Raw genomic sequence first — 20,575 nt, forward strand, 5'->3', positions numbered from 1 at the left:
CCTCGCCGGCATCGACGACAGCCGCAAAGGCAACCGCAGCTATCACTACGACCCGCTGGATCGCCTGATCAGCGTCCGCGGCGCCATGCCAGAGAGCTTCGCTCACGACCCGGCAGGTAACCTGCTCGGCCAAAATGACCTACCCGTCGCGAACCTAGCTAACGTCAAAGGCAATCGCCTGCTGATGCAGGGCGACCGCCACTACGACTATGACGCGTACGGCAACCTCATCCGCGAGCGTCGCGGCACCGTCCAGAAGCTCGTCACGGAATACAGTTACGACTGCCAACACCGCCTGATCGGCGTCAGCCTGCCAGGCGGCAGCACCGCATCCTACAAATACGACGCCTTCGGCCGCCGCATCGAGAAACCGTCGATGGCCACACCACTGAATTCCTTTGACAAGGCGAACGCCTGATCGCGGAAAGTGCAGAAAATCGTTATCGCAGTTATCTACGAACCCGACACCTTCCGCCCGCTGGCAATGCTCGACGGCGAAGGTCCCTTAAAAGCTGCCCCTTCTACTACCCACTCGACCACTTCGGCACACCACACGATCTGACCAATAACGGAGATCGACATCCCGCACCTGCGAGTAAACCCGCAAATTAAGCTTCACCTAAGCTTCCCCCGCTAGCATCCCGGCTCATCAACCCTGTCGTCTCGAACCGTAGATGAGTCCCTCCGACATGAAAGCCTTTGATCTACTCACCCCGCCGCAACCCAATTTCAGCCTGGTTCTGGTCAATTACAAGACCCCTGACATCACCCGCATGTGTCTGGAGCTGCTGCGCGAGCATGTTCAGGCGCAGGGCATTGCGGTATGGGTGGTGGATAACGATTCGGCGGATGCCAGCCTTGATTACTTGCGTTCGCTGGACTGGATCAATCTGATCGAGCGGCCGTCGCCGGACAAGGAAGCGGGGCATATTGCCCATGGCAAGGCGCTGGATCTGGCGTTGGAGAAAGTTGAGACGGATTACTTGTTTCTGCTGCACACCGACACCTTCGTCTATGACAAGGAAGTGTTCGCGATGATGATGCGCGAGTGCACTAAAAGTGCGGATATGGCAGCGGTAGGTTGTGTCGAGCAACTTGATCGCGGGCTGCTGCGTGAGACCTGGCGTCTAACTTCACGCTACTGCAAGCATCATGTTCGCCGTCTGAAAATCCACTTGGGGTTGCACTCGAAACAACCACGGCCTTATAAAGAAACGCATTTGAAAAGCTTCTGTACGCTTTGGAATGCACGCTTGATGAAGTCGCAAGGTTTACACTTCTGTATGGATGATCGAGTACCGGGTTACACCTTGCAGGATCGAATGGTTGAATTGGGTTACGGCGTCAAGTTTCTCTCGCCACGTACGATTTTCCGCTACCTGGATCACATTCAGGCCGGTACCGTCGCGGCGGCGGGCACCTACGGCAAGGATCACCGTCGGACGAAAATGTATCAGGCGACGTTAAAGCGTTTTCAGGGGCAGCAAGGTAAAGCCGGCATGCATGCTTCGACTTGATGATCACGCAACAAAAAGGGCGACTTTAAAGTCGCCCTTTTTGTTTTCAAATTTTGTATACATCTGCCGGCACGGAGGAGTTCGCCCAGTGTTATGGCCTGGCAATCCATGCACCGGTAAAGAGCCCTGACACTGGGCGAACGCCGCAGATTTTAATTCAATCCAGTGACTATGTCGTCAGGCAACAACATGAAATTTTCGAAATGAAAAGTTAAAAACCGTGTTTGTCGATTTTTCCCGAGAATTGTCCGACAGATAGCGTTTATATGATTGTTCTCATACCTGAAGTTGTACAAGAACAATCACCTTGTAGAGTTATTGCTCAACTATCGTGTTGACTGGTCACTTTGAGGATATCGGTGTAAGTGACAATAACGCTCTGCCCTACTTTCAAGTCTTTCAACTTGGCCTGGATTTCCGGCTTCTTGACCTCAAGCGTCTTCGATTGCCCGGATGGGTTTTCCAGGGTGACCTGGTGGGTCTTCAAATCGATTTTGCTGATTTTCAGTTGCACCTGCACCTGACGATAGGCCTGGCCGCCAGGGTTATCGCTGCCCGGGGCCTTGCGCAGCTCCCCAGTGCGCTCGGTGGTGCCTGGCAGACCTTTATCTACATCGGTGTCGAGATAAGCGGCAACGGAACGCTGCACTTCAATCTTTACCAGATCGCCCACCTTGAGATTGCCGAGGTTTTTCGCTTTGTCGCTGAGCTGGATGTGGACCTGACGACCTTCGGAGCCTTCCAGCACCACTTGATGGTTGGCAGGATCGACGGCGAGCACTTTGGTGGTAACCGAATCGGCCTCAACGGCGACTGATAAAGGAATGTCGGCAGCCCAAGCACCGACACTGGTGGCAGACAGGAGCGTTGCGAGAGTGATGGCCTTGGCCAGTGCGTCGAACTTCATATGCATTACTTTCCCTGTGATGAAATGGCGACGCCCGCTGCCGAAGCGACTTCAGCGGCGGGCGTGCCGGTGAGCATAGACGCTGTTCAGGGCTTGACTTGCGTTTGTGGTCCTTGGGTATGTGGTTTGGCGGCCTCCTGTGCGGTGGATTCTCCGCTCGCAGTACCTTTGCCGCTGTTCTCTCGCTGCTTCGGATCGGAGGGACGCAGAGCGTCATTGTCGCGCTCGGTTTCGCCGGCAGGGCGTGGTTCATCGGGATTGTCGTTCTGGCTGACGGTGTCGTTCATGGTGGTGCTCCTCAGGCTTCGGGATCGTCCAGTTCGCGGGCGACGTTGACCTCGGGTGAGTGCTTGTGCAGATCGTCGGCTTTGGCACGCAGCAACTGCCATTGCTCCAGGTCGATAGCGCCTTGGCCAAACAGATCGTCGGCGATGCGCTTCAGATCAAGGTAGTGCGCATCGGGAGAGTCCTGCCAATAGGCTTGATCGTCGAACAGGCGTTGCCACTTGTCGAGGTTTGGGGGGCGCTGGTCGTCGCTCATGGGTGAGTCCGGAAATGGCGGGTTTCTGGGTAGAGCGGTGGGCGCCGGTGAGAGTTCCAGTCAGTTCGCCCAGCGGTGATGGCGCTGACGCATTCGCGGGCAGGCTCGCTCCCACAATGAGACCATGCCTGCCGTTAATACCCGGTCATTTCCAGATAGCCTAGGCCGGGATGGCTGCCATTGATCTTCACGGGGCCTTCCCAATAGGGAATACGCAGGTTCATCCAGGCATTGCGATTGACTGCCTCGAGGGTGATGTCGAGGTGTTTGTCGGGGATACGGATCGTCCATTTCACCGGGATGGAGCGATCAGCAACCTTGGCGGTGTCCTGCGGGGCAAGGCTGATCTGCTCGCGGTGCAAGGTTTGAGTCTGGCCATCAGCGCCGATCCAGGTGCCGGTCAGGTACGGCACGCCGTCCTTCTGGCGCATGCGGTAAAGCATCACGTGCTCGCCGCTGTCAAGGTGCAGCGAGAACCAGTCCCAACCGGTCTGATTGGCGGTCAGCGGTTGACTGCTCCATTCGCGATCGAGCCATGCCGGGCCGCTGACGGTGTAGGTCTGGCCGTCGATCTGCAATGTACCGCTGGCCTGGAAAAACGGCTGGCTGTAGTAATACGAGGCCTGGCCCTCTTCGGATTTCTGGCTGAAGCCCTTGTCGCCCTGCAGCACCAGCGGGCGGCTTGAAGTCAGGCGCAGTTGATAAGCGAAATTCTTGTCACGAGCACTGAGTTGCATATCGCTCAACGGGTCCTGCGCCTGACTGGCAAACATCCAGTCGTCGATCCACGCCTCGAACGGCGCCAGGCGCACGCCCGCCTGCCCTACTCCGCCCCGTGCGTAGCGCTCCGCTGCGTGATGAACCGAGCGCGACGTGACCGCCGCATGGCCGAGCCAGATTGTCTGATTGCCCCACCCGGCTTGCTCGGCCGTCGGTTGCAGGGCACTGCGAAACAGCGTCCATTGCACGCCGAAATCATTGCCCTGCTGATCTTTGAGATTGGCGGTGACGTACCACCATTCAATGCGAAAACCATCATGCGCGCCGTGATCGGCCGGGAAACTGAACACCCGACCGGGCACTACCGGGGTGAATGACTGCGCCTGATCGCCCATGCCGGCAAACCCGTTTTCTTCAGGCGCAGACTGATCGCAGCCACACAGCAGCGACATGAGCATCAGCACGACGCATTTAATCCTCATGAGCAAACGTCCTCAGCAAGTCCGCCGGTTGCGTGCGGTACAGCGAATACAGCGGCCACGCCGAGGCCAGCAAGGTCGCAAGCAGCGCCAGGCCCATCAGTTGCAGCAGCTGCAACGGGAACACCCGCAACGGCAATCGCCAGCCGAACGCCTGCACATTGATCACCGCATCCAGACACCACGCCAGTGCGATGCCCAGCGGCAGCGCCAAAACCAAAGTCAGCACCGCCAGCAGCCAGGTCTGGCCGAGATTGAGCAGCATCAATTGTTTACGCGTCACGCCCAGCGCCCACAGCGGTGCGAGTTGACTGAGCCGACTCTGGCTCTGGGTCAGCAGACTGATGAACAGCGCCACCCCGGCCACGGCCAGGGTCAGGCTGTTCAACGCCGCCGTCGCGGCAAAGGTGCGTTCGAAGACTTGCACCGACCAGCCCTTGAGCCGCGCCTGATCGACGATGCGGCTGTCATCCAGTTCGAAGCGCGCCTGCAAGGCGTTGAGCAGCGCCGGAATCTGTGGCGGATCAATGCGCAGATTGAAGCGGTTTGGCGTCAGTTGCGGCCAGCCGCGCAGCAAGTGTTCGCTGCTGATCAGCACGTGGCCTTTGGGATTGCCGTAGTCGGCGTAGATCCCGACGATACGTGGCGACCATGTGCCGTTTGGTGTGGGAATTGTCAGATGCGCGCCCGCCTTCAGTTGCAGGCGTCGCGCCAGTTGTTCGCTGAGCATCACCGCATCATCGGTCGCCAGATGCCTCCATGGATCGCCGCCACTGCTGTCGAGCAGCGGCCAGTGCTGGCGATAGTGCGGGTGATCGACGATGCCATAGACATCGGCCGGCCAGCCTTGCAACGTCAGCGACACCTGCCAGTTGGGCAGCACGGCCGTCACATTCGGCTGCTGCTGGAGCCAGCGGTGCATGTCGCGGGCCTGGGCCGGATTGGCGGGGTTGATGTACAACTCGGCGCTCAGGCGTTGTTCGAGCCAGTCGTTGAAGGTCTGGCGAAAACCGGCAGTCATGCTGCCAGCACCGATGTTGGCCGCGAGTGCCAACAGCAAGGCCATCAGCGCCAGACTCAGCGCCGGCAGTTGCTGACGACAGTCGGCGAGAAACCACTGGCCAAGCACCGAACGACTGCGCCCGAGCAGTGGATTCAACAACGCGCTGAGCATCACCGGCAGCGCCAGCGCGGCACCGAGCAACAGCCCGGCCATCAGCACGAAGCCACTGCCCAGGCTGTCACCCCAGATCAACGCGGCCAGCGCAATCGCCAGCAGTGCCATCGCCAGCCAACCCTGCCGGCGCAACCAGCGTGAATATTGCTGATGCCAGGCCTGCGGATCGGCCACCGCCAGCAATGGCAGGCGTGCTGCCCGCAGCAGACTGTTGGCCCCAGCCAGCAACGCGCCGAGCAGGCTCAAACCGATGCCGCTGAACCACCACCAAGGACTCAACCGCAACTGCCCCGCCACTTCGGCGCCATATAAACCGCGCAGGCTGGCGGCGACGTCCGGCAGCAGCACACTGGCCAGCCAGTAGCCGCTAAGCACACCGAACAGTCCGCCGATCAGCGCCAGCACACCCAGTTCGACCACCAGACAAGCAATCAGCGTTCGCGCACTGACGCCGCAGGCGCGCAATGTGCGCAGCAAGCCTCGGCGCTGCTCCAGAGCGAGACCGATGGCGGCGTGGACGATGAACAAGCCGACCAGAAATGAGAGAAATCCGAGGGCATCGAGATTGAGGTGAAAGCTCTCGGTCAGCCGCGCCAGATTGTTTTCTTCGCCGCTGCTTTTGAGCTGTAAGCGCTCCTTGAAACTGGCCGGCAAGTCTTGATGAAAGTCTTTGGGCAGTAACAGCCGCGACAGTTGCTCGGGTTGTTCGAGCAGGCTTTGCGCTACGCCGATGTCCACCAGCAACAGGCCCGGCGCCATGTCTTTCTGCGCGAGCAGCGGCGGCAGGCTTTGGCCGGCCTCGGTTTGCGGTGTTTCACCTTCGCGCAAGCCGAGCATCTGCAAGGTTTCCGGAGAAATCCAGGTGCTGCCCGGGGGAGTGAAAAACTCGACGACCCGCTCGATTGGCATTGCCTGCCCGGCGACCGCAGAATCCGTCGGCAGCGACACCGGCTCGATGCCCATCACTTGCAGGCGCTGATCTGCGTGGCCCTTGAGCGTCAGCCGGCCCTGCAACACGGGGGAAACCGGCCAGCCTTGACGGCGCAACTCAATGAACCAGCGCTGGGAAAACAGCGCGCCGTTCGGCGTGCTCAGGCTGGCTTGCGGTTCGCCGCCGATCATCTGGCTGGCGCGCGCGTAGCTGTCGCGCGCCTGACTGTTCAGCGCCTCGACGCCGGTCAGCAAACTGGTGGCCAGCCACAACCCGGTCAACACGCTGAAAAACTGCACGGGATGGCGCCGCCAGTGGCTGAGCAACGCGCGCAGGGTCTGGCGCCAGACCATCACGCCAGCCGCCCGTTGGACAACACCACGCGCTGCGCCAATCGCGCCGCGACGCGCTGGCTGTGGGTGACCATCAGCAGCGTCGTCGGTGTGTCATCGAGCAGTTCAAGGAGCAGTCGCAGCACCTCATCGCTGGTCGCTTCATCGAGGCTGCCGGTCGGTTCATCGGCCAGGAGCAGTTTCGGTTGCGACGCCAACGCCCGGCCCAGCGCGACCCGTTGTTGCTGGCCGCCAGAGAGTTGCTCGGGGTAACGCGAAAGCAGATCGCCCAAACCCAGGCGCTGCACCAGATGCGCCTGCCAACGCGGCTCGTGACGCCCGGCCAGGCGCGCCTGAAAGGCCAGATTGTCTTCGACGCGCAAACTGCCGATCAGGTTGAACTGCTGAAACACCAGACCGATTTCCGTGCGCCGCCAGTTCGCCAGTTGCGCCTCGCTCATCGATTCCAGGTGATGGCCACCGCTGCGGATACTGCCGCTGTCGACCTTGTCCAGCCCGGCCACCAGATGCAGCAGCGTGCTTTTGCCACTGCCGGACTCCCCCATCAGCGCCAGGCTGCCACCGGCCTCCAGCGTCAGGTCGACGCCTTGCAGCACCGGCAGTAAACCCTGGGGCGTGGCATAGCTTTTGAAAACGTTGCGAACCTCAAGCATGGGCAGACCCGATCAGTGAACCTGGGCCTAGGATAGCGGCCCTGAGGGTTTTTTGTTCGCTGATGATCGAACCCGCTTGAGCAAGAGCCGAGCGTTTCACTGCCTGTGCAGTTCTTGTTCGCGAGCAGGCTCGCTCCCACAGGGCTCGCTTGGAATGCAATCCCGTGTGGGAGCGAGCTTGCTCGCGAAGAGGCCCTTCCAATCCAAAAAAAATCCTACTGCCCCGAAGCCACACTCGCCGGCGCCCGCTCCGGCATGACAATGCTGCCCAGATCAATATGCTTCCATTCGGGCTTGGCCCCCAGCCGCGCGTTGAACCGGTAGTTGAAGGTGAACTCGTCTGCCGTCGGCACGCTCAGCGGTTTGCCATACACCGCTTCAATTGCGGCAAGGTCGTAACCCATCACCTGCAACAGCGTCGGGAAGATGTTGTAGTGGCTGGAACGATCCTTGTTCGCTGAAAGATTCGCCGCCCAGTCCGGCGTCTGCAAACCATTGCCCTGAATCACCACCAACGGCACCAGCCCTTCCTCTTCCACCGGATCTCCGCCGCAATGGGTATTGAGCCCGGGGTTGCCGCGCTCATGCAGATCCTGACCGTGATCGGAGGTGTAGATCAGCAGCGCATTGTTCAGATTGGCCTGGGCAAATACCCGTGCGAAGAACTCGCCGACATTCCACAACAAAGTGTTCTTGTACGCGTTGCGATACAGCACCCAGTCATCCGGCTGGCCGTTGAAACCGGCGCGTTCGCCCGTGTCGGCAACTTCGGTGAACTGCCCGCGTGGCAACGTCGGCCGATAAGCCATGAAGGCGTCCGGATATTTGTCGTGCACCGGAAAATGCGCGCCGACCTTGTTGATCACGATCAGCTCGGGACGATCGTCGTTGAGCAATTCGATCAGTTGCGCCGCTGCGGCCATGTCACGGTCGCGCACGCTGGTCTGGTCGAACTGCACAAAGCGGTCGATGTCGTTTTTCTCGGCGGTGGTCATCAGGTTCTGCAGGTTGCCGGCGGTGCGCTGGGAGTCGATGTACACCGTGCCGAGGCCGGCCTTTTTCGCGTACTGCCAGATCGATGGCTGCGTGCTGTTGATGCGCATGTAATCGGCGCGGGTGCCGCCGTAGCGCAAAGTGACGTTGGTGTCGGCGCTGCAATTGGCAATGGAGGCGGCGTAGCCGAAATTGAACACAGTGACTCCAGCAGGCGCCTGCTTGAGGTTGCTGTGCACGCCGAACGGCGCGTTGATGTCCAGGTAATTGCCGGAGATGCTTTCGTCGATGATCAGCACGATGTCGTGGCCGACCGCAGGCGCGGCCCGGGCGAGTGTCACCGGTTCACGCGGGCCAACGGTGTCGTGCAGTGCCTCGTAGGCAAACAGATTCAGGTAGGCCAGCGGTGTGTACATGATCGGCAGGCCGCGCGCGCCCTCGCCTGCACGTAAAAACAGCAGTGCGCTGAGCATCAACACTCCGACGACGGGCGCCGCTACGCGCAATGCGTTCGGTATGGCCAGTGCTCGGCGCGGCCTGAGTCCGATGCCGAACAGCAACAACAAGCCACTGAGCACAGCGCGAAGGATCGCGTCGCGGTACTGATACGCCGCTTCCTGGATGAAACCACCGGAGTAGACCAGCGAGACAAAATCGCTGTACCTCAGGTAGTCCGCAGTGACCCGGGTATAGACGTCAAAAAAAACTGCCGCAGCAAACATCGCGAATGCGAATGCATGTCGAACGAGAGCCTGACGTATATAGGCAGTCAGATATAGCGCGAGAATAAGCGCCAAAAACATCGCGCCAAAAACAAGTGCATTAAAACTCCACCCGATAGCATTTAACCGCTCCAGGTAATAGTCGTAAAAGAGCAGCAGATAGATAACTAAGAGCAGTTCCTTGGCATATCTGAACATAGCGATACCGAGCGCACGAAAAGGCGAGAAGTCAAAGGTCTGTCGGTCAGAGGCTGACACTAGCATCCGACGATAAAAGCGCAAGAATTGACTGATAGCCGGATTAAGCGTCAAAAAAACGATGACTCTAATCTGACGCTCACCAAGCGCTACAGGCCTTTATTTTCGCGGCTCTCGACCGTTTGTCGCGTAACTGAAATCTGAACAAATCTGCAAAAAAACAACAACTTCAATCGCAGCAATGACTTGATGGCCAATCGCTAAAAAATGCTTAAGTGTTATACCGATGCAACATGTCATTTTGCTGACACGTTTTTCAAAGCCTGCGCTATACCCCTTTAACAATCTCATTCCGCAGTTAATTTTCTGGGTTTTATTGAGGTGCGCAGATGGACGTGAGCGTATTTGGCACAGGCTATGTCGGACTTATACAAGCCGCTGCACTTGCAGATGTCGGCCATCGGGTTTTATGTATTGATATTGATCCGAACAAGATCAAACAACTGCAACAAGCCGTGCCGCCGATCAGCGAGCCGGGCCTGTCCGCAACCCTTGAGGAAAACATCAAGGCCGGCCGCCTGTCGTTCAGTACCCAGGCCAGCGATGCGGTGACTCACGCCGAGCTGATTTTCATCGCCGTTGGCACTCCGGCGGACGAGGATGGCTCCGCCGACCTCAGCCACGTGCTTAACGTCGCCCGGCAGATTGCCGGCCTGATGGAAGCCAATCGCACGCTGATCATCAAATCCACCGTGCCGGTCGGTACTGCCGATCAGGTTCTGGCTACGGCCAACAACGAGCTGCTGTTGCGCGGCAAAACCGACCTGCAGGTTCGCGTGGTCTCGAATCCGGAATTTCTCAAGGAAGGCAGCGCTCTCGCCGACTGCATGCGCCCGGACCGGATCATCGTAGGCACCCGCGATGATTCCGCCCGTGAGCAAATGAGCGAGCTGTACGCGCCGTTCTGCCGCAACCGCGAAAAACTGATGTTCATGGACAACCGCAGCGCCGAGCTGACCAAATACGCGGCCAACGCGATGCTTGCCACCCGCATCAGTTTCATGAACGAACTGGCCAACCTCACCGAACTGCTCGGCGCCGACATCGAAGCGGTGCGCAAAGGTATCGGCTCCGATCCGCGCATCGGCTATCACTTCATCTATCCCGGCTGCGGCTTCGGCGGTTCGTGCTTCCCCAAGGATCTGCGCGCCCTGCTGCATACCGCTGAACACAACGGCATGCCACTGAAGCTGTTGCGCAGCGTCACCGACGTCAACGACAGCCAGCGGCATATCCTCTTCAGTAAATTGCGCGCGCAATTTCCGCAGGGTCTGGCGGGCAAATCCATCGCGGTCTGGGGCCTGGCGTTCAAACCGAATACCGATGACATGCGCGAAGCCCCCAGCCGTTATCTGATGGACGCCCTGTGGGCCGAAGGCGCCAGCGTGCAGGCCTACGATCCGGAAGCCATGTCCGAATGCCGGCGCATTTACGGCTATCGCAACGACCTGCACCTGTGCGCGACCCGCGACGACACCCTCGAAGACGCCGATGCGCTGGTGATCTGCACCGAGTGGAAAAACTTCCGCGTGGTTGATTTCGAGCTCCTGGCGGAGAAACTCCGCTCGAAGGTGATCATCGACGGCCGCAACCTCTACAACCCGGAACAAGTGGCGGCCGCCGGCCTGCACTACAGCGGCATCGGCCTGCGCCACATCGCCCCCGAAGGGTTGCGGCCATGAAGATTCTGGTGACCGGTGCGGCCGGTTTCATTGGTGCCCATTGCGTCCTGCGCTTGCTGCGCGACGGGCACTCGGTGCTCGGCCTGGACAATTTCAACCACTACTACGATCCGCAGCTCAAGCACGACCGCGTGCAGTGGGTGCGGGATCAGGTCGGTGACTTTGCGCTGGCCACGGTTGATCTGGCCCACGCTTCGGCCATCGATGCGCTGTTTGCCCGCGAACAACCGCAAGTGGTAATCCACCTGGCCGCGCAGGCCGGGGTGCGCTATTCGCTGGACAATCCACGGGCCTATCTGGACAGCAACCTCAACGGTTTTCTGAACATTCTCGAAAGTTGCCGGCATCACCCGGTCGAGCACTTGATCTACGCCTCGTCGAGTTCGGTGTACGGAGCCAACCAGCACACGCCCTACTCGGTGAAGGACGGCGTCAACCATCCACTGTCGTTGTACGCAGCGACCAAAAAAGCCAATGAACTGATGGCGCACAGCTACAGCCATCTGTTCGGCATTCCGTGCACCGGCCTGCGTTTTTTCACCGTGTACGGGCCGTGGGGTCGGCCGGACATGTCGCCGATCCAGTTCGCCCGGGCGATCAGCAGCGGCGAGCCGTTGAAGCTGTTCAATTACGGCGAGCATCAGCGCGACTTCACCTACATCGACGACATCATTGAAAGCATCGCCCGCCTCATCAATCAGCCACCGCAGGCCAATCCGCACTGGGATCGCGAACAGCCCGACCCGGCCAGCAGCATGGCGCCGTGGCGCCTGTTCAACATCGGCGGGCAGCAGCCGGTCGCGCTGAAAACCTACCTCGCGCTGATGGAAAAACACCTCGATCGCAAAGCCATTGTCGAGCTGCTGCCGCTGCAACCGGGCGACGTACTCAACACCTGCGCCGAAGCCAGTGATCTGGCCCAGGCCACCGGATTCCAGCCCCGGATAGAACTGGATGAAGGACTGGGCCGCTTCATCGCCTGGTTCCGCGACTACTACCCCACTGCCCGTGCGCCGCTTGCGGCTGAATGAATGCGGAGGACGCCATGACTGGACATGAAAAAAGTGTGTCGATTGCACAGATGCGCCCTGACAAGCGCGTCGACCCCGAACATCGCATGCGCCTTGACGCGGCGATTCATCGCCAGGGTCGCGGCTGGTTGAGCGGCCGCGATGGTGGCCGCCCGTGGCAACTGTCGCGGACCAATCGAGTGGTCGCCTGCCTCGGTGCGCTGATGATTCTGCTGCTGATCTCGCCGCTGCTGCTGGGTCTGGCCCTGACCATCAAGTTCACCAGCCCCGGCCCGGTGCTGTTCGTGCAGAAACGCACGGGCTATCGCGGGCGCAAGTTCGGCATGTTCAAGTTCCGCACCATGGTCTGCAACGCCGAGGAACTCAAAGAATCGCTGCGTCACCTGAACAAACACGGCGCCGACGCCATCGACTTCAAGATTGACAAGGACCCGCGCGTCACCGGCATCGGCAGCTTTCTGCGGCGCACCAGCCTCGATGAGCTGCCCAACCTGATCAACGTAGTCACCGGCGACATGCGCCTGGTCGGCCCACGCCCGACTTCCTTCAACGCCTATCGCTACAAGGACAATCACCTCGCTCGTCTGGCGATCTACCCCGGCATGACCGGTCTGTGGCAGATCTCCGGACGCAGCAACATCGACTTCGACCAGCGCGTTGAGTTGGACCTCAACTACATCGCCGAGCAGAGCCTTCTGCTTGATCTGAAGATTCTGTTGAAAACCCCCTTCAAAGTATTCAGCGGCCACGGAGCAAGCTAATGGACGGTTCAACCAATAAAAGCCTGAGCATCGCCAGCCCCAGCGAATCGAATCTGACCTCGACCGTGCTGGATCTCGATCTGCGCATCCTGCTCCTGACCGCCGCCAACCCCGGCGCGGGCACGACCACCAGTGCCCTGGCGCTGGCCAGTCAACTGGCGCAAATGAGCAGCGGCCAGGTGCTGCTGGTCGACGCCAGCGAATCGGCGAACAACCTCACCCAACAGATGAACCTCGGCAAGGAGCGCGGCCTGCGCGACCTGCTCTTCAACCCGGACAACCCGCCGCTGTTGCAGGACTGCGTGGTGCAGGTCTCGAGCCTGCCCTTCCACGTACTGCCCAATGGCCGGCCGATCCGCACGCTGGAACATCTGACCGCCGAACGCCTGAGCCCGTTGCTCGACCAGTTGGGCAGCCAGTACCGCTTCGTGGTGATCGACGGCGACGCGGTGTATTCGGCCGCCGACACCCTGGTGATCAGCACTCAGGTCGACGGCGTGGTGTTTGTCGTACGCGCCGAAGACACACGCTGGGAAGTCGCCCAGGCCGCTGTGCAACGCCTGACCCAGGCCGGGGCGAAAGTGGTCGGTAGCGTGTTCAACCGGCGCAAGTACTACATGCCCAAATGGCTTTACAAAAACCTGTAAGCGAACGCAAAGGATGACGCCATGAACGCCAGAATGCTTGTCCTGCTGTTGCTGCCGCTTGCAGGCTGCTCCAGCAACTCCGACACCCGCAACATGCCGGTGAATATTCTCACCGCGGCACCGGCCAATGCCCAGGCCACCGATATGCCAAGGGTCGAGCAGACCCTGCGCCCGAAAGACGTGCTGGACGTGATTTTCCATATCAGCACCAGCGGCTCGGACGCTTACCGCGTGCAACCGGGTGACCAGATCGGTTTGAATTTCACCGCCGCCAGCCAGCTCAACGGCAATCAACTGGTACTGCCCGACGGCACCATCGAACTGCCGGGCGCCAACACGTCGGTGAAAATTGCCGGATTGACCAGCGAAGAGGCCCGTCAGGAAATCCAGCGCGCCTACCAGCGCAAGCAATTGTTCCAGCCCAACCGCAATCAGCTCTCGGTGCAGATCCTCAGCCCGTTGAGCAACGAGCAGAACCTGAAAAGTGCGCTGAACCACCCGGCCACCGGCATGAGCCGCGAGATCACTGTGGGCACTGACGGCTACGCGAGTTTTCCGGAAATCGGCGCCGTGCCGCTGCAAGGCATGACCGTCAATCAACTGGAAACGTTCCTCAACCAGAAGTACGCGCAACTGCCGGGGCGGATGACCGTCGACGTGTTGCTCAAGTCCACCGCCGGCAATGAGATCTACGTGCTCGGCGAAGTCGCTCAACCAGGCTCCTACCCCATCCGTCGACCGGTGTCGGTGCTCGAGGCCCTGACCCTGGCGCGCGGCACCAACGTCAAGGCGCGGCTGGATTCGGTGGTGATCATGCGGCGCAACGGCAATCAGGTGCAGGCGATGAACTACGACGTCGAAAAGGCTTTGTCCGGCGACGCGCCTCAAATCGCCTATCTGCAGCCGGACGACATGCTCTACGTGCCAAAAACCAAACTGGCCAGTGCCGGCGAACTCGCCCGGCAACTGGCGGATGTGGTGCTGTTCCAGGGCGTCGGTTTCAGCTTCGGCTACCGCGTCGACAACAAAGGCAGTGACAACTGACTCTCAGGTGAACGACATGAACCCAAAAGAAAATTACCTGCACGAGTTCTTCAGGATTTTCTTCGCCAACAAGCAAACGGTGAAGCGCATCTTCCTGACCTTTGCAGTGATCGCCCTGCTCTTGCCATTGCTGCTCAAACAGAGCTTCGATATCACCGCGCAGGTCATCGTGCAGTCGAAAAAGCTGTCCCAGGGCGACGCGACCACCTCGCTGACTCAGGACAACGCCACCTTCATTCCACCATCGCTGGCGGACATGGAAACCGAAAGCAATATCCTCCGTTCGCCGGCACTGATTCGCCAGACCATCAGCGAACTGCGCGACAAGGGTCAGTACAACCCGCCGCCCGGAATGCTCAGCAAGCTGGCCGGCGAACCGTTCAAGCGTTACGTCAGCACGCCGTTGCGCGAATACGTGATCAATCCGCTGCGTGATGCGCTGGGCATGGAAACCGATCCGGTGCGCGACACGGCACTGGATGGCCTGACCCAGGACGCCATCGACAACCTGAAGATCGAAACCCTGCCCGGCTCCAATGTAATCTCGATCGTCTACAGCTTCCCCGATCCTGCCCAAGGCACGACGTTCGTTGCCGCGTTGCTGCAAAACTACCTGGTCGATCGTCAGGCGTTGCAATCGATCGAGCTGCCACACTCGTTCTACGAAACCAAAAAGCACCAATATCAGGTGCGCCTCGATGGCCTGGAAGGCGCGCGACTGAGCTTGCTGGAAAGCGTCGGTTCGTCCGATCCGAAAGAGGAAATCACCTTTCGCCTCAATGCGATCAACACCGAAGAGCAGGCACTGAACCTGTATCGCGATCGCCTGTTGCAAAGCCAGCGCTGGCTCGATTACCTGAAAGCCAGCCTCGCCGTCGCCAACACCAACAAACTCAATGACTACACCTTCCCTTTCACCTTCACCACTACGGTGGACAACATCGCGTTCGAAGACCGCGAGATCAGGCAGATGGGCGAGGCGCTGACCACTCAGGTCAGCCGCTACATGAACGACCTGGCAGTATTCCAGCCCGGCAGTGAGCCAATGTTGCTGGCCCGCGAGCAAATTGCTCGGACGCGCCAGCAGTTCCTCAAAGTGGTCAACAACCGCATTCAGGAACGCACGACCGATCTGTCGGTAGTCGGCCAGGTCATCGAGCAGAAAACCGCGCGCATTGCCGAGTTCAAAAATCGCATCCATGAGTTGCAGCAGACCCAAAGCAAGCTGCGCCAGATGGATACCGAGATAGGCGCGTTGCACGCAGCGTTTTCGACCTATGCGCAACGCTTTGCCGAAAGCAGCACCACTCGCGCGCTGGATAACGATTTGTCCAACGCCCGGGTATTGAGCCCACCGTTCGAGCCGACCGAAGCAGCTTTTCCCAAGCCGATGCTGATCATTCCGTTCGGGCTGTTCACCGGGCTGCTGCTGGCAATCGCGTTCGTCTACGTGCGTGAGTTCTTCGACCATCGCTTCAAGCATCCGGCGCAAATCAGTCATGAGCTGGGCGTGCCAGTGTTGTTGGTGCTCAACGAAGAAACGCCACAGCCGGGCAATCCGCACAAGAACTGGACCATGCCGAGCCTGGTTCACTGGGTGCGCAATTGAACGCGGCGTCTACCCCGTGCGTCGCGCTGCCGATCATTCATTTGCTCAGCAGCGGCGGCTTCTATGGGGCCGAGCGCATGTTGCTGGATCATTGCCTGGCGACGCCGGGGCAGCATCAGGTGCTGTTTCTCGACGCCCCGCCGGCGCTGATCGAGCGCTTTCGCGAGGCCGGGGTGGACGCTCGCGGCTGTGCCGGGCTTGGCGGACTGTTGCGGCACCTGCGTCAGCGCCGTGGCGACAGACCTTTGCTCAACACCCACAACTTCAAAGGGCTGCTGTTCGGCTGGGTCGGCGCAACGCTGTTGCGCCTGCCGCTGGTGATCACTCAGCACGGCTTCACGCCGCGCAGTCGCAAGCAGAAGTTCTACACCTGGCTGAGCCTGCAACTGTGCCGCACGGCGTCGGTGAAGCAGGTGGTCTGCGTGGCGCAAAGCATCGCCACGCTGCACCTTGACGCCAGCGTGCAGGCGGAGAAGTTGCAGGTGATTCCCAACGGTTTGCCAGCAGCGCCGGTCATACAACCGGTGGCAGATCGACAACGCTGGCTGGCCGGTTACGTCGGTCGATTGAGCAGCGAAAAAGGCCCGGATCTGTTCCTCGATGCGCTGATTCCATTGTGTCACCAGCATCCGCAACTGGACGCGGTGATGCTCGGTGACGGCCCGGAACGTGAGGCGTTGCAGGCGCGCATCGACGCTGCCGGCTTGCAGCAGCGGATTCGCCTGCCGGGCTATCAGACAGCGATGCAAGACTGGTGGCAGCAGCTCGATGCGCTGGTGATCAGCTCGCGCACCGAGGGCACTCCGATGATTCTGCTTGAAGCGATGCAGGCCGGGGTGGCGGTGGTGGCATTCGCGGTCGGCGGTATTCCCGATGTGCTGCAGGACCGCCACAACGGCCTGCTCGCCGCGCCGACGGATACCGCCGCCCTCGCCCGCCAACTCGACACCTTGCTGGCCGAACCGAAGCTGGCCGCGCAGTTGCGCGACAACGCCAGACGCACACAACAGGAACACTACGACCTCAAGGCTCTGGCCGAACGCTGGTCGCAGCTGTACATCCACACGGCACGGGAGGCACGCGCATGATTTTCCCGCTCTCGATCGTCAGTCTGTTCGCCCTGGTGAGCCTCGGTTTGCTGGCCAGTCCCTGGCCGTATCTGGCGCCGGGGGCAGTGATTGGCCTGGTCGGTTTTACCGTCCTGTACCGCAAGCCGACCTGGGGTCTGCTCGGCATTGCCGCGCTGGTGCCGTTCGAAGGGTTCTTCAAGGACAGCGCCGTGTCGGGCAGCAAGTTGCTCGGCGCTTCACTGGCGGTGATCGTGATGCTGCAACTGGCGCTGCATCAGATTCCGTCCGAACGCCTGCGCAGCAACCTGTGGCGCTACCTGATCGGTTTCATGGCGCTGTACCTGCTGAGCCTTTTCGCCAGCGACAATCTGGGCATGTCGCAAACTCATCTGCGTGAACTGAGCGTCGGCCTGGTGCTGTTCGTGATCACACTGTTGATCGGCCGTGAGTTGAATCTGGATCTGTTCGCCCGACTGGTCACCCTGAGTGTCAGTACGACCTGCGCGATGGCGATGTTTTCCAGCAGATTCCAGGACAAGGGCCGCGCCGCCGGCCTGCTCGAAGACCCGAATGCCTTTGCCCTGCTGATTTCTTTCGCCGTGCCGCTGGGCCTGCTGCTGGTGATCCGCAGCCCGAACCTGCTGCAACGTTTGTTCTGGGCTGGCTGCTGCCTGTTGCTGCTCGGCGGCATGACCAAAACCGAGTCGCGCTCAGGGCTGGTGGTTCTGGCGCTGAGTCTGGCCATCGGTCTCTGGCATTACCGCCAGCAGCTGACACGCATCCGTCCGCGGCATTTCGGCTTTGCCATGCTCGGCGCTGCGATCATCCTGCCCTTGGCGATCTATGCGATGCCGGCCGGTTATCTGGCACGCATTCAGTCATTGAGCATTCTCAGCGCCGGGGCCAAGGCCCAGGACGAATCCCTCGGCCGTCGCGCCTCTTACATTGTCGTCGGCAGCCAGATCATCCGCGAGCATCCGCTGCTCGGCTCCGGCCCCGGCACTTTCCCGCTGCATTACGCGACCACCGGTTACGCCAAGGCGTTTTCCGCCAACCGCAAGATCGGCGATCTGTATCGCCGGGCGCATAACACTTATCTGGAGATCTTCAGCGAACTGGGGATTCCCGCCGGCCTGCTGTTTGTCGGCATGCTGGTGCAGGGTTTCTACAACCTGATCCGCGCACGACGCACGTGGCTGCAACGGCGCGAGTGGCAGCACGCAGGCATGGTTACCCATCTGGGGATGAGCTTTCTGTCATTGACGTTGTTCCTGATGTTCCTCAGCGCGCCGAATCTGAAATACCTGTGGATCATGCTGGCGCTGACCTGGGTGTTGCGCCTGAAAGCCGAGCAAGCACCGCTGACGGAGGCCAGGGCATGAGCCGGATCAGCATTGTCATCCCGATGTACAACGAGGCGCGGCACATCGGCCGCACCCTTCTGGCGGCGCGCAAAGCCGCGAACGCTGCCGACATCGACTGTGAATTGATCGTGGTCGACAACGGCTCCACCGACGACGGCCCCCGCATCGCCCGCACATTCGGCGCACAGGTTCTGGTGCTGCCCGGCCTGTTGATCGGCGCATTGCGCAATCGTGGCGCAACGCTTGCCAGCGGCGAATGGCTGGCCTTCATCGATGCCGATATCGAAATGCCCGAAGACTGGCTGAGCCAGATGTTCAACCTGGCAGCGCGCGGCCAAGGTGACGTTTTCGGCCTGGACCTGCACACCCCTGCCGCCGCGCCATGGTACGCCGCCGCCTGGCAGCAACGCTCTTTGCGTCCGTCAACCCGCGCCACTCGCACCGTGCAATGGCTGCCCAGTGCCAACCTGCTGATGCGCAAGGAATGGTTCGACGCTGTCGGCGGTTTCAACGAAACCCTGCGCACCGGGGAGGACAAGGAATTTACCCTGCGCTTGAACAGACACGGCGCACGCTTGCTGTCGGTCAACACCAGTGTCGCCCTGCATTGGGGTTATGAGATGACCTGGCGTGAGTGGATCGGCAAGGAACTGTGGCGTCAGGGCAGTCACCTGCAACTGCTGCGCACCCACGGCCTGAGCCTGCGTCTACTGCGGTTTCCGCTGCTCTCACTGCTGGTGTGGTTGCTCGATGCTCTGGCGATTCTGGCGTTGCTCGTCGCCTCTCCGCAGCAGGCGTTGATCCTGCTGGTGCTGGGCCTGCTGCCCAGTCTGCTGCTCAGCGTGCGGCAAAGCATCCGCCACCATAACGTCAGCCTGACCTTGCAACTGTGGGGCCTGCACTGGGTGCGCCTGCACTTGGCCAGCGCGGCATTGATTCTCGGTCTGTGTCATTGGAACGCCAGGAGGCCTGCCCGTGGCTGAATTCATTTTTTGCCTGTGCCTGTTACTGCCGGCGTACGCCTATCTCGGCTACCCGCTGCTGCTGACCCTACTCGCGCCGCTGTTTCCGGCGTGCCGGCACACGCCGCCACCGCCGCTGAACGTCAGCATCGTCATCGCCGCGCACAACGAGGCGCGGCATATCGAGCACAAGTTGCGCACGCTGCTGGCTCAGGATTATCAACCGGCGACGCTGCAGATCATTCTGGCCAGCGACGGCTCAACCGATGACACCGTGGCCTGTGCGCACAAAGTGCTCGATCCGCGTATTACCGTGCTGGATCTGCCGCGTCAGGGCAAAGCCGCCACGCTGAATGCCGGCGCCGCCCTGAGTACCGGCGACATCCTGGTGTTCACCGATGCCGACAACCAATGGTCGCGCGACACCCTTGGCCACCTGCTCGCGCCGTTGAGCGATCCGCAGGTCGGGGCCTGCGCCGGGCACATGGTGATCCCGATCACCGGCGGCGGCCTGAGCATCGGCGACAGCCTGTATCGGCATTACGAAGGCTGGTTGCGCCGGGTCGAGAACCGTACCGGTTGCATGGTCTCCGCCGACGGCGCCCTGCTCGCCTTGCGCCGCGAGCTGTTCCAGAACGTACCCGCCGAGGTCAACGATGATTTCTTTATCAGCACCTGCGCCCCGGTAGCCGGCAAACGCATCGTCTACGTGCCCGAGGCGCAGGTGATCGATCAGGGTGTCGACGAAGCGGACAAGCAATGGCGCCGCCGCCAGCGGGTCACCGTCGGTGGCCTGCAGAGCCTGGCGCAACGCCGTGAACTGCTCAATCCCTTCAAGCACGGCCTGTATTCGATCGCGCTGATCAGCCACAAGCTGATCCGTCGACTGGCGCCGGTGCTCTTGCTGCCACTGCTGTTGAGCAATTTCTGGCTGTGGAACGAACACGGTTTCTATCGCCTGAGCCTGATCGCGCAATTGATCGGCTACGCGGTTGCCATCGCCGGCGTGCTGGATGCGCAACACCGCTTGCCCAAACCGTTCCGCCTCGCGGCATTCCTGCTGGTAACGCTGGCAGGCATGAGCGTCGGCCTGTGGCAGTTCCTGCGTGGGCACCGGTACGCACAGTGGAATCCCGACCAGAATCGTTGAGAGG

General features: G+C 60.5%; 18 protein-coding genes and 1 pseudogene. 12 read left to right on the forward strand and 7 right to left on the reverse strand.

The window, feature by feature from the left end:
* Both VNV36_RS17095 and VNV36_RS17100 read left to right on the forward strand, forming a co-directional pair.
* A pseudogene (locus tag VNV36_RS17095) lies at positions 1-567 on the forward strand (RHS repeat domain-containing protein); the annotation flags it as partial.
* A gap of 122 nt (positions 568-689) precedes the next feature.
* Entirely contained in the window at positions 690-1,517 is an 828-nt protein-coding gene (locus VNV36_RS17100; RefSeq protein WP_325718955.1) for a glycosyltransferase family 2 protein, read from the forward strand.
* Between the two features lie 322 nt (positions 1,518-1,839).
* Here VNV36_RS17100 and VNV36_RS17105 read toward each other — a convergent pair whose 3' ends face one another.
* The 7 genes from VNV36_RS17105 to VNV36_RS17135 all read right to left on the reverse strand — a co-directional run bounded on the left by VNV36_RS17105 (position 1,840) and on the right by VNV36_RS17135 (position 9,191).
* Positions 1,840-2,424: a hypothetical protein gene (locus VNV36_RS17105; protein ID WP_325718779.1), complete on the reverse strand. Its 585-nt coding sequence runs from the start codon at positions 2,422-2,424 to the stop codon at positions 1,840-1,842.
* A gap of 86 nt (positions 2,425-2,510) precedes the next feature.
* A complete protein-coding gene (locus VNV36_RS17110) occupies positions 2,511-2,711 on the reverse strand; it encodes a hypothetical protein (RefSeq protein WP_325718780.1) in 201 nt (66 codons plus the stop codon).
* 11 nt (positions 2,712-2,722) lie between these two features.
* Positions 2,723-2,965: a hypothetical protein gene (locus VNV36_RS17115; protein WP_325718781.1), complete on the reverse strand. Its 243-nt coding sequence runs from the start codon at positions 2,963-2,965 to the stop codon at positions 2,723-2,725.
* Positions 2,966-3,099: 134 nt separating this feature from the next.
* Positions 3,100-4,167 carry a lipocalin-like domain-containing protein gene (locus tag VNV36_RS17120; RefSeq protein WP_325718782.1) on the reverse strand — a complete coding sequence of 356 codons (1,068 nt, stop codon included), beginning with the start codon at positions 4,165-4,167 and terminating at the stop codon, positions 3,100-3,102.
* The gene (locus tag VNV36_RS17125) at positions 4,157-6,628 is read right to left on the reverse strand and encodes an ABC transporter permease (protein ID WP_325718783.1); all 2,472 of its coding nucleotides are present in this window, start codon (positions 6,626-6,628) and stop codon (positions 4,157-4,159) included. The genes VNV36_RS17120 and VNV36_RS17125 overlap by 11 nt, the downstream gene beginning before the upstream one ends.
* Positions 6,625-7,278, reverse strand: a complete 654-nt coding sequence (locus VNV36_RS17130; RefSeq protein ID WP_325718784.1) for an ABC transporter ATP-binding protein — start codon at positions 7,276-7,278, stop codon at positions 6,625-6,627. Before VNV36_RS17130 ends, VNV36_RS17125 begins: the two co-directional genes overlap by 4 nt.
* Positions 7,279-7,493: 215 nt before the next feature.
* Positions 7,494-9,191 (reverse strand): sulfatase-like hydrolase/transferase, encoded by a 1,698-nt coding sequence (locus tag VNV36_RS17135; protein ID WP_325718785.1) that lies wholly within the window; start codon positions 9,189-9,191, stop codon positions 7,494-7,496.
* 389 nt (positions 9,192-9,580) lie between these two features.
* On the opposite strand from VNV36_RS17135, the gene VNV36_RS17140 reads away from it, so the two are divergent.
* The 10 genes from VNV36_RS17140 to VNV36_RS17185 are packed head-to-tail and all read left to right on the forward strand — an operon-like array spanning position 9,581 to position 20,571.
* A complete protein-coding gene (locus VNV36_RS17140) occupies positions 9,581-10,933 on the forward strand; it encodes a UDP-glucose dehydrogenase family protein (RefSeq protein WP_325718786.1) in 1,353 nt (450 codons plus the stop codon).
* Complete coding sequence (locus VNV36_RS17145) at positions 10,930-11,964, forward strand: NAD-dependent epimerase (protein ID WP_325718787.1); 1,035 nt, start codon at positions 10,930-10,932, stop codon at positions 11,962-11,964. The genes VNV36_RS17140 and VNV36_RS17145 overlap by 4 nt, the downstream gene beginning before the upstream one ends.
* 14 nt (positions 11,965-11,978) lie before the next feature.
* Positions 11,979-12,725, forward strand: coding sequence for a sugar transferase (locus tag VNV36_RS17150; protein ID WP_325718788.1), 747 nt, complete (start codon positions 11,979-11,981; stop codon positions 12,723-12,725).
* The gene (locus VNV36_RS17155; RefSeq protein ID WP_325718789.1) at positions 12,725-13,372 is read left to right on the forward strand and encodes a CpsD/CapB family tyrosine-protein kinase; all 648 of its coding nucleotides are present in this window, start codon (positions 12,725-12,727) and stop codon (positions 13,370-13,372) included. Before VNV36_RS17150 ends, VNV36_RS17155 begins: the two co-directional genes overlap by 1 nt.
* Before the next feature lie 21 nt (positions 13,373-13,393).
* Positions 13,394-14,416 carry a polysaccharide biosynthesis/export family protein gene (locus tag VNV36_RS17160; RefSeq protein WP_325718790.1) on the forward strand — a complete coding sequence of 341 codons (1,023 nt, stop codon included), beginning with the start codon at positions 13,394-13,396 and terminating at the stop codon, positions 14,414-14,416.
* 16 nt (positions 14,417-14,432) lie between these two features.
* Entirely contained in the window at positions 14,433-16,025 is a 1,593-nt protein-coding gene (locus VNV36_RS17165; protein ID WP_325718791.1) for a GumC family protein, read from the forward strand.
* Positions 16,022-17,113, forward strand: a complete 1,092-nt coding sequence (locus VNV36_RS17170; protein ID WP_325718792.1) for a glycosyltransferase family 4 protein — start codon at positions 16,022-16,024, stop codon at positions 17,111-17,113. The genes VNV36_RS17165 and VNV36_RS17170 overlap by 4 nt, the downstream gene beginning before the upstream one ends.
* Entirely contained in the window at positions 17,110-18,477 is a 1,368-nt protein-coding gene (locus VNV36_RS17175) for an O-antigen ligase family protein (RefSeq protein WP_325718793.1), read from the forward strand. The genes VNV36_RS17170 and VNV36_RS17175 overlap by 4 nt, the downstream gene beginning before the upstream one ends.
* Positions 18,474-19,442: a glycosyltransferase gene (locus tag VNV36_RS17180; protein WP_325718794.1), complete on the forward strand. Its 969-nt coding sequence runs from the start codon at positions 18,474-18,476 to the stop codon at positions 19,440-19,442. The genes VNV36_RS17175 and VNV36_RS17180 overlap by 4 nt, the downstream gene beginning before the upstream one ends.
* Positions 19,435-20,571, forward strand: a complete 1,137-nt coding sequence (locus tag VNV36_RS17185) for a glycosyltransferase (protein WP_325718795.1) — start codon at positions 19,435-19,437, stop codon at positions 20,569-20,571. Before VNV36_RS17180 ends, VNV36_RS17185 begins: the two co-directional genes overlap by 8 nt.
* Positions 20,572-20,575 lie beyond the last annotated feature (4 nt).

The organism is Pseudomonas sp. (assembly GCF_035554175.1).
Classification (GTDB): Bacteria; Pseudomonadota; Gammaproteobacteria; order Pseudomonadales; family Pseudomonadaceae; genus Aquipseudomonas.

Bases quoted from the DNA above. Each gene is read 5' to 3' on its own strand.
- VNV36_RS17100 (WP_325718955.1), top strand. From the start codon at position 690: ATGAAAGCCTTTGATCTACTCACCCCGCCGCAACCCAATTTCAGCCTG.
- VNV36_RS17105 (WP_325718779.1), bottom strand. From the start codon at position 2,424: ATGAAGTTCGACGCACTGGCCAAGGCCATCACTCTCGCAACGCTCCTG.
- VNV36_RS17110 (WP_325718780.1), bottom strand. From the start codon at position 2,711: ATGAACGACACCGTCAGCCAGAACGACAATCCCGATGAACCACGCCCT.
- VNV36_RS17115 (WP_325718781.1), bottom strand. From the start codon at position 2,965: ATGAGCGACGACCAGCGCCCCCCAAACCTCGACAAGTGGCAACGCCTG.
- VNV36_RS17120 (WP_325718782.1), bottom strand. From the start codon at position 4,167: ATGAGGATTAAATGCGTCGTGCTGATGCTCATGTCGCTGCTGTGTGGC.
- VNV36_RS17130 (WP_325718784.1), bottom strand. From the start codon at position 7,278: ATGCTTGAGGTTCGCAACGTTTTCAAAAGCTATGCCACGCCCCAGGGT.
- VNV36_RS17135 (WP_325718785.1), bottom strand. From the start codon at position 9,191: ATGTTCAGATATGCCAAGGAACTGCTCTTAGTTATCTATCTGCTGCTC.
- VNV36_RS17140 (WP_325718786.1), top strand. From the start codon at position 9,581: ATGGACGTGAGCGTATTTGGCACAGGCTATGTCGGACTTATACAAGCC.
- VNV36_RS17145 (WP_325718787.1), top strand. From the start codon at position 10,930: ATGAAGATTCTGGTGACCGGTGCGGCCGGTTTCATTGGTGCCCATTGC.
- VNV36_RS17150 (WP_325718788.1), top strand. From the start codon at position 11,979: ATGACTGGACATGAAAAAAGTGTGTCGATTGCACAGATGCGCCCTGAC.
- VNV36_RS17155 (WP_325718789.1), top strand. From the start codon at position 12,725: ATGGACGGTTCAACCAATAAAAGCCTGAGCATCGCCAGCCCCAGCGAA.
- VNV36_RS17160 (WP_325718790.1), top strand. From the start codon at position 13,394: ATGAACGCCAGAATGCTTGTCCTGCTGTTGCTGCCGCTTGCAGGCTGC.
- VNV36_RS17165 (WP_325718791.1), top strand. From the start codon at position 14,433: ATGAACCCAAAAGAAAATTACCTGCACGAGTTCTTCAGGATTTTCTTC.
- VNV36_RS17175 (WP_325718793.1), top strand. From the start codon at position 17,110: ATGATTTTCCCGCTCTCGATCGTCAGTCTGTTCGCCCTGGTGAGCCTC.
- VNV36_RS17180 (WP_325718794.1), top strand. From the start codon at position 18,474: ATGAGCCGGATCAGCATTGTCATCCCGATGTACAACGAGGCGCGGCAC.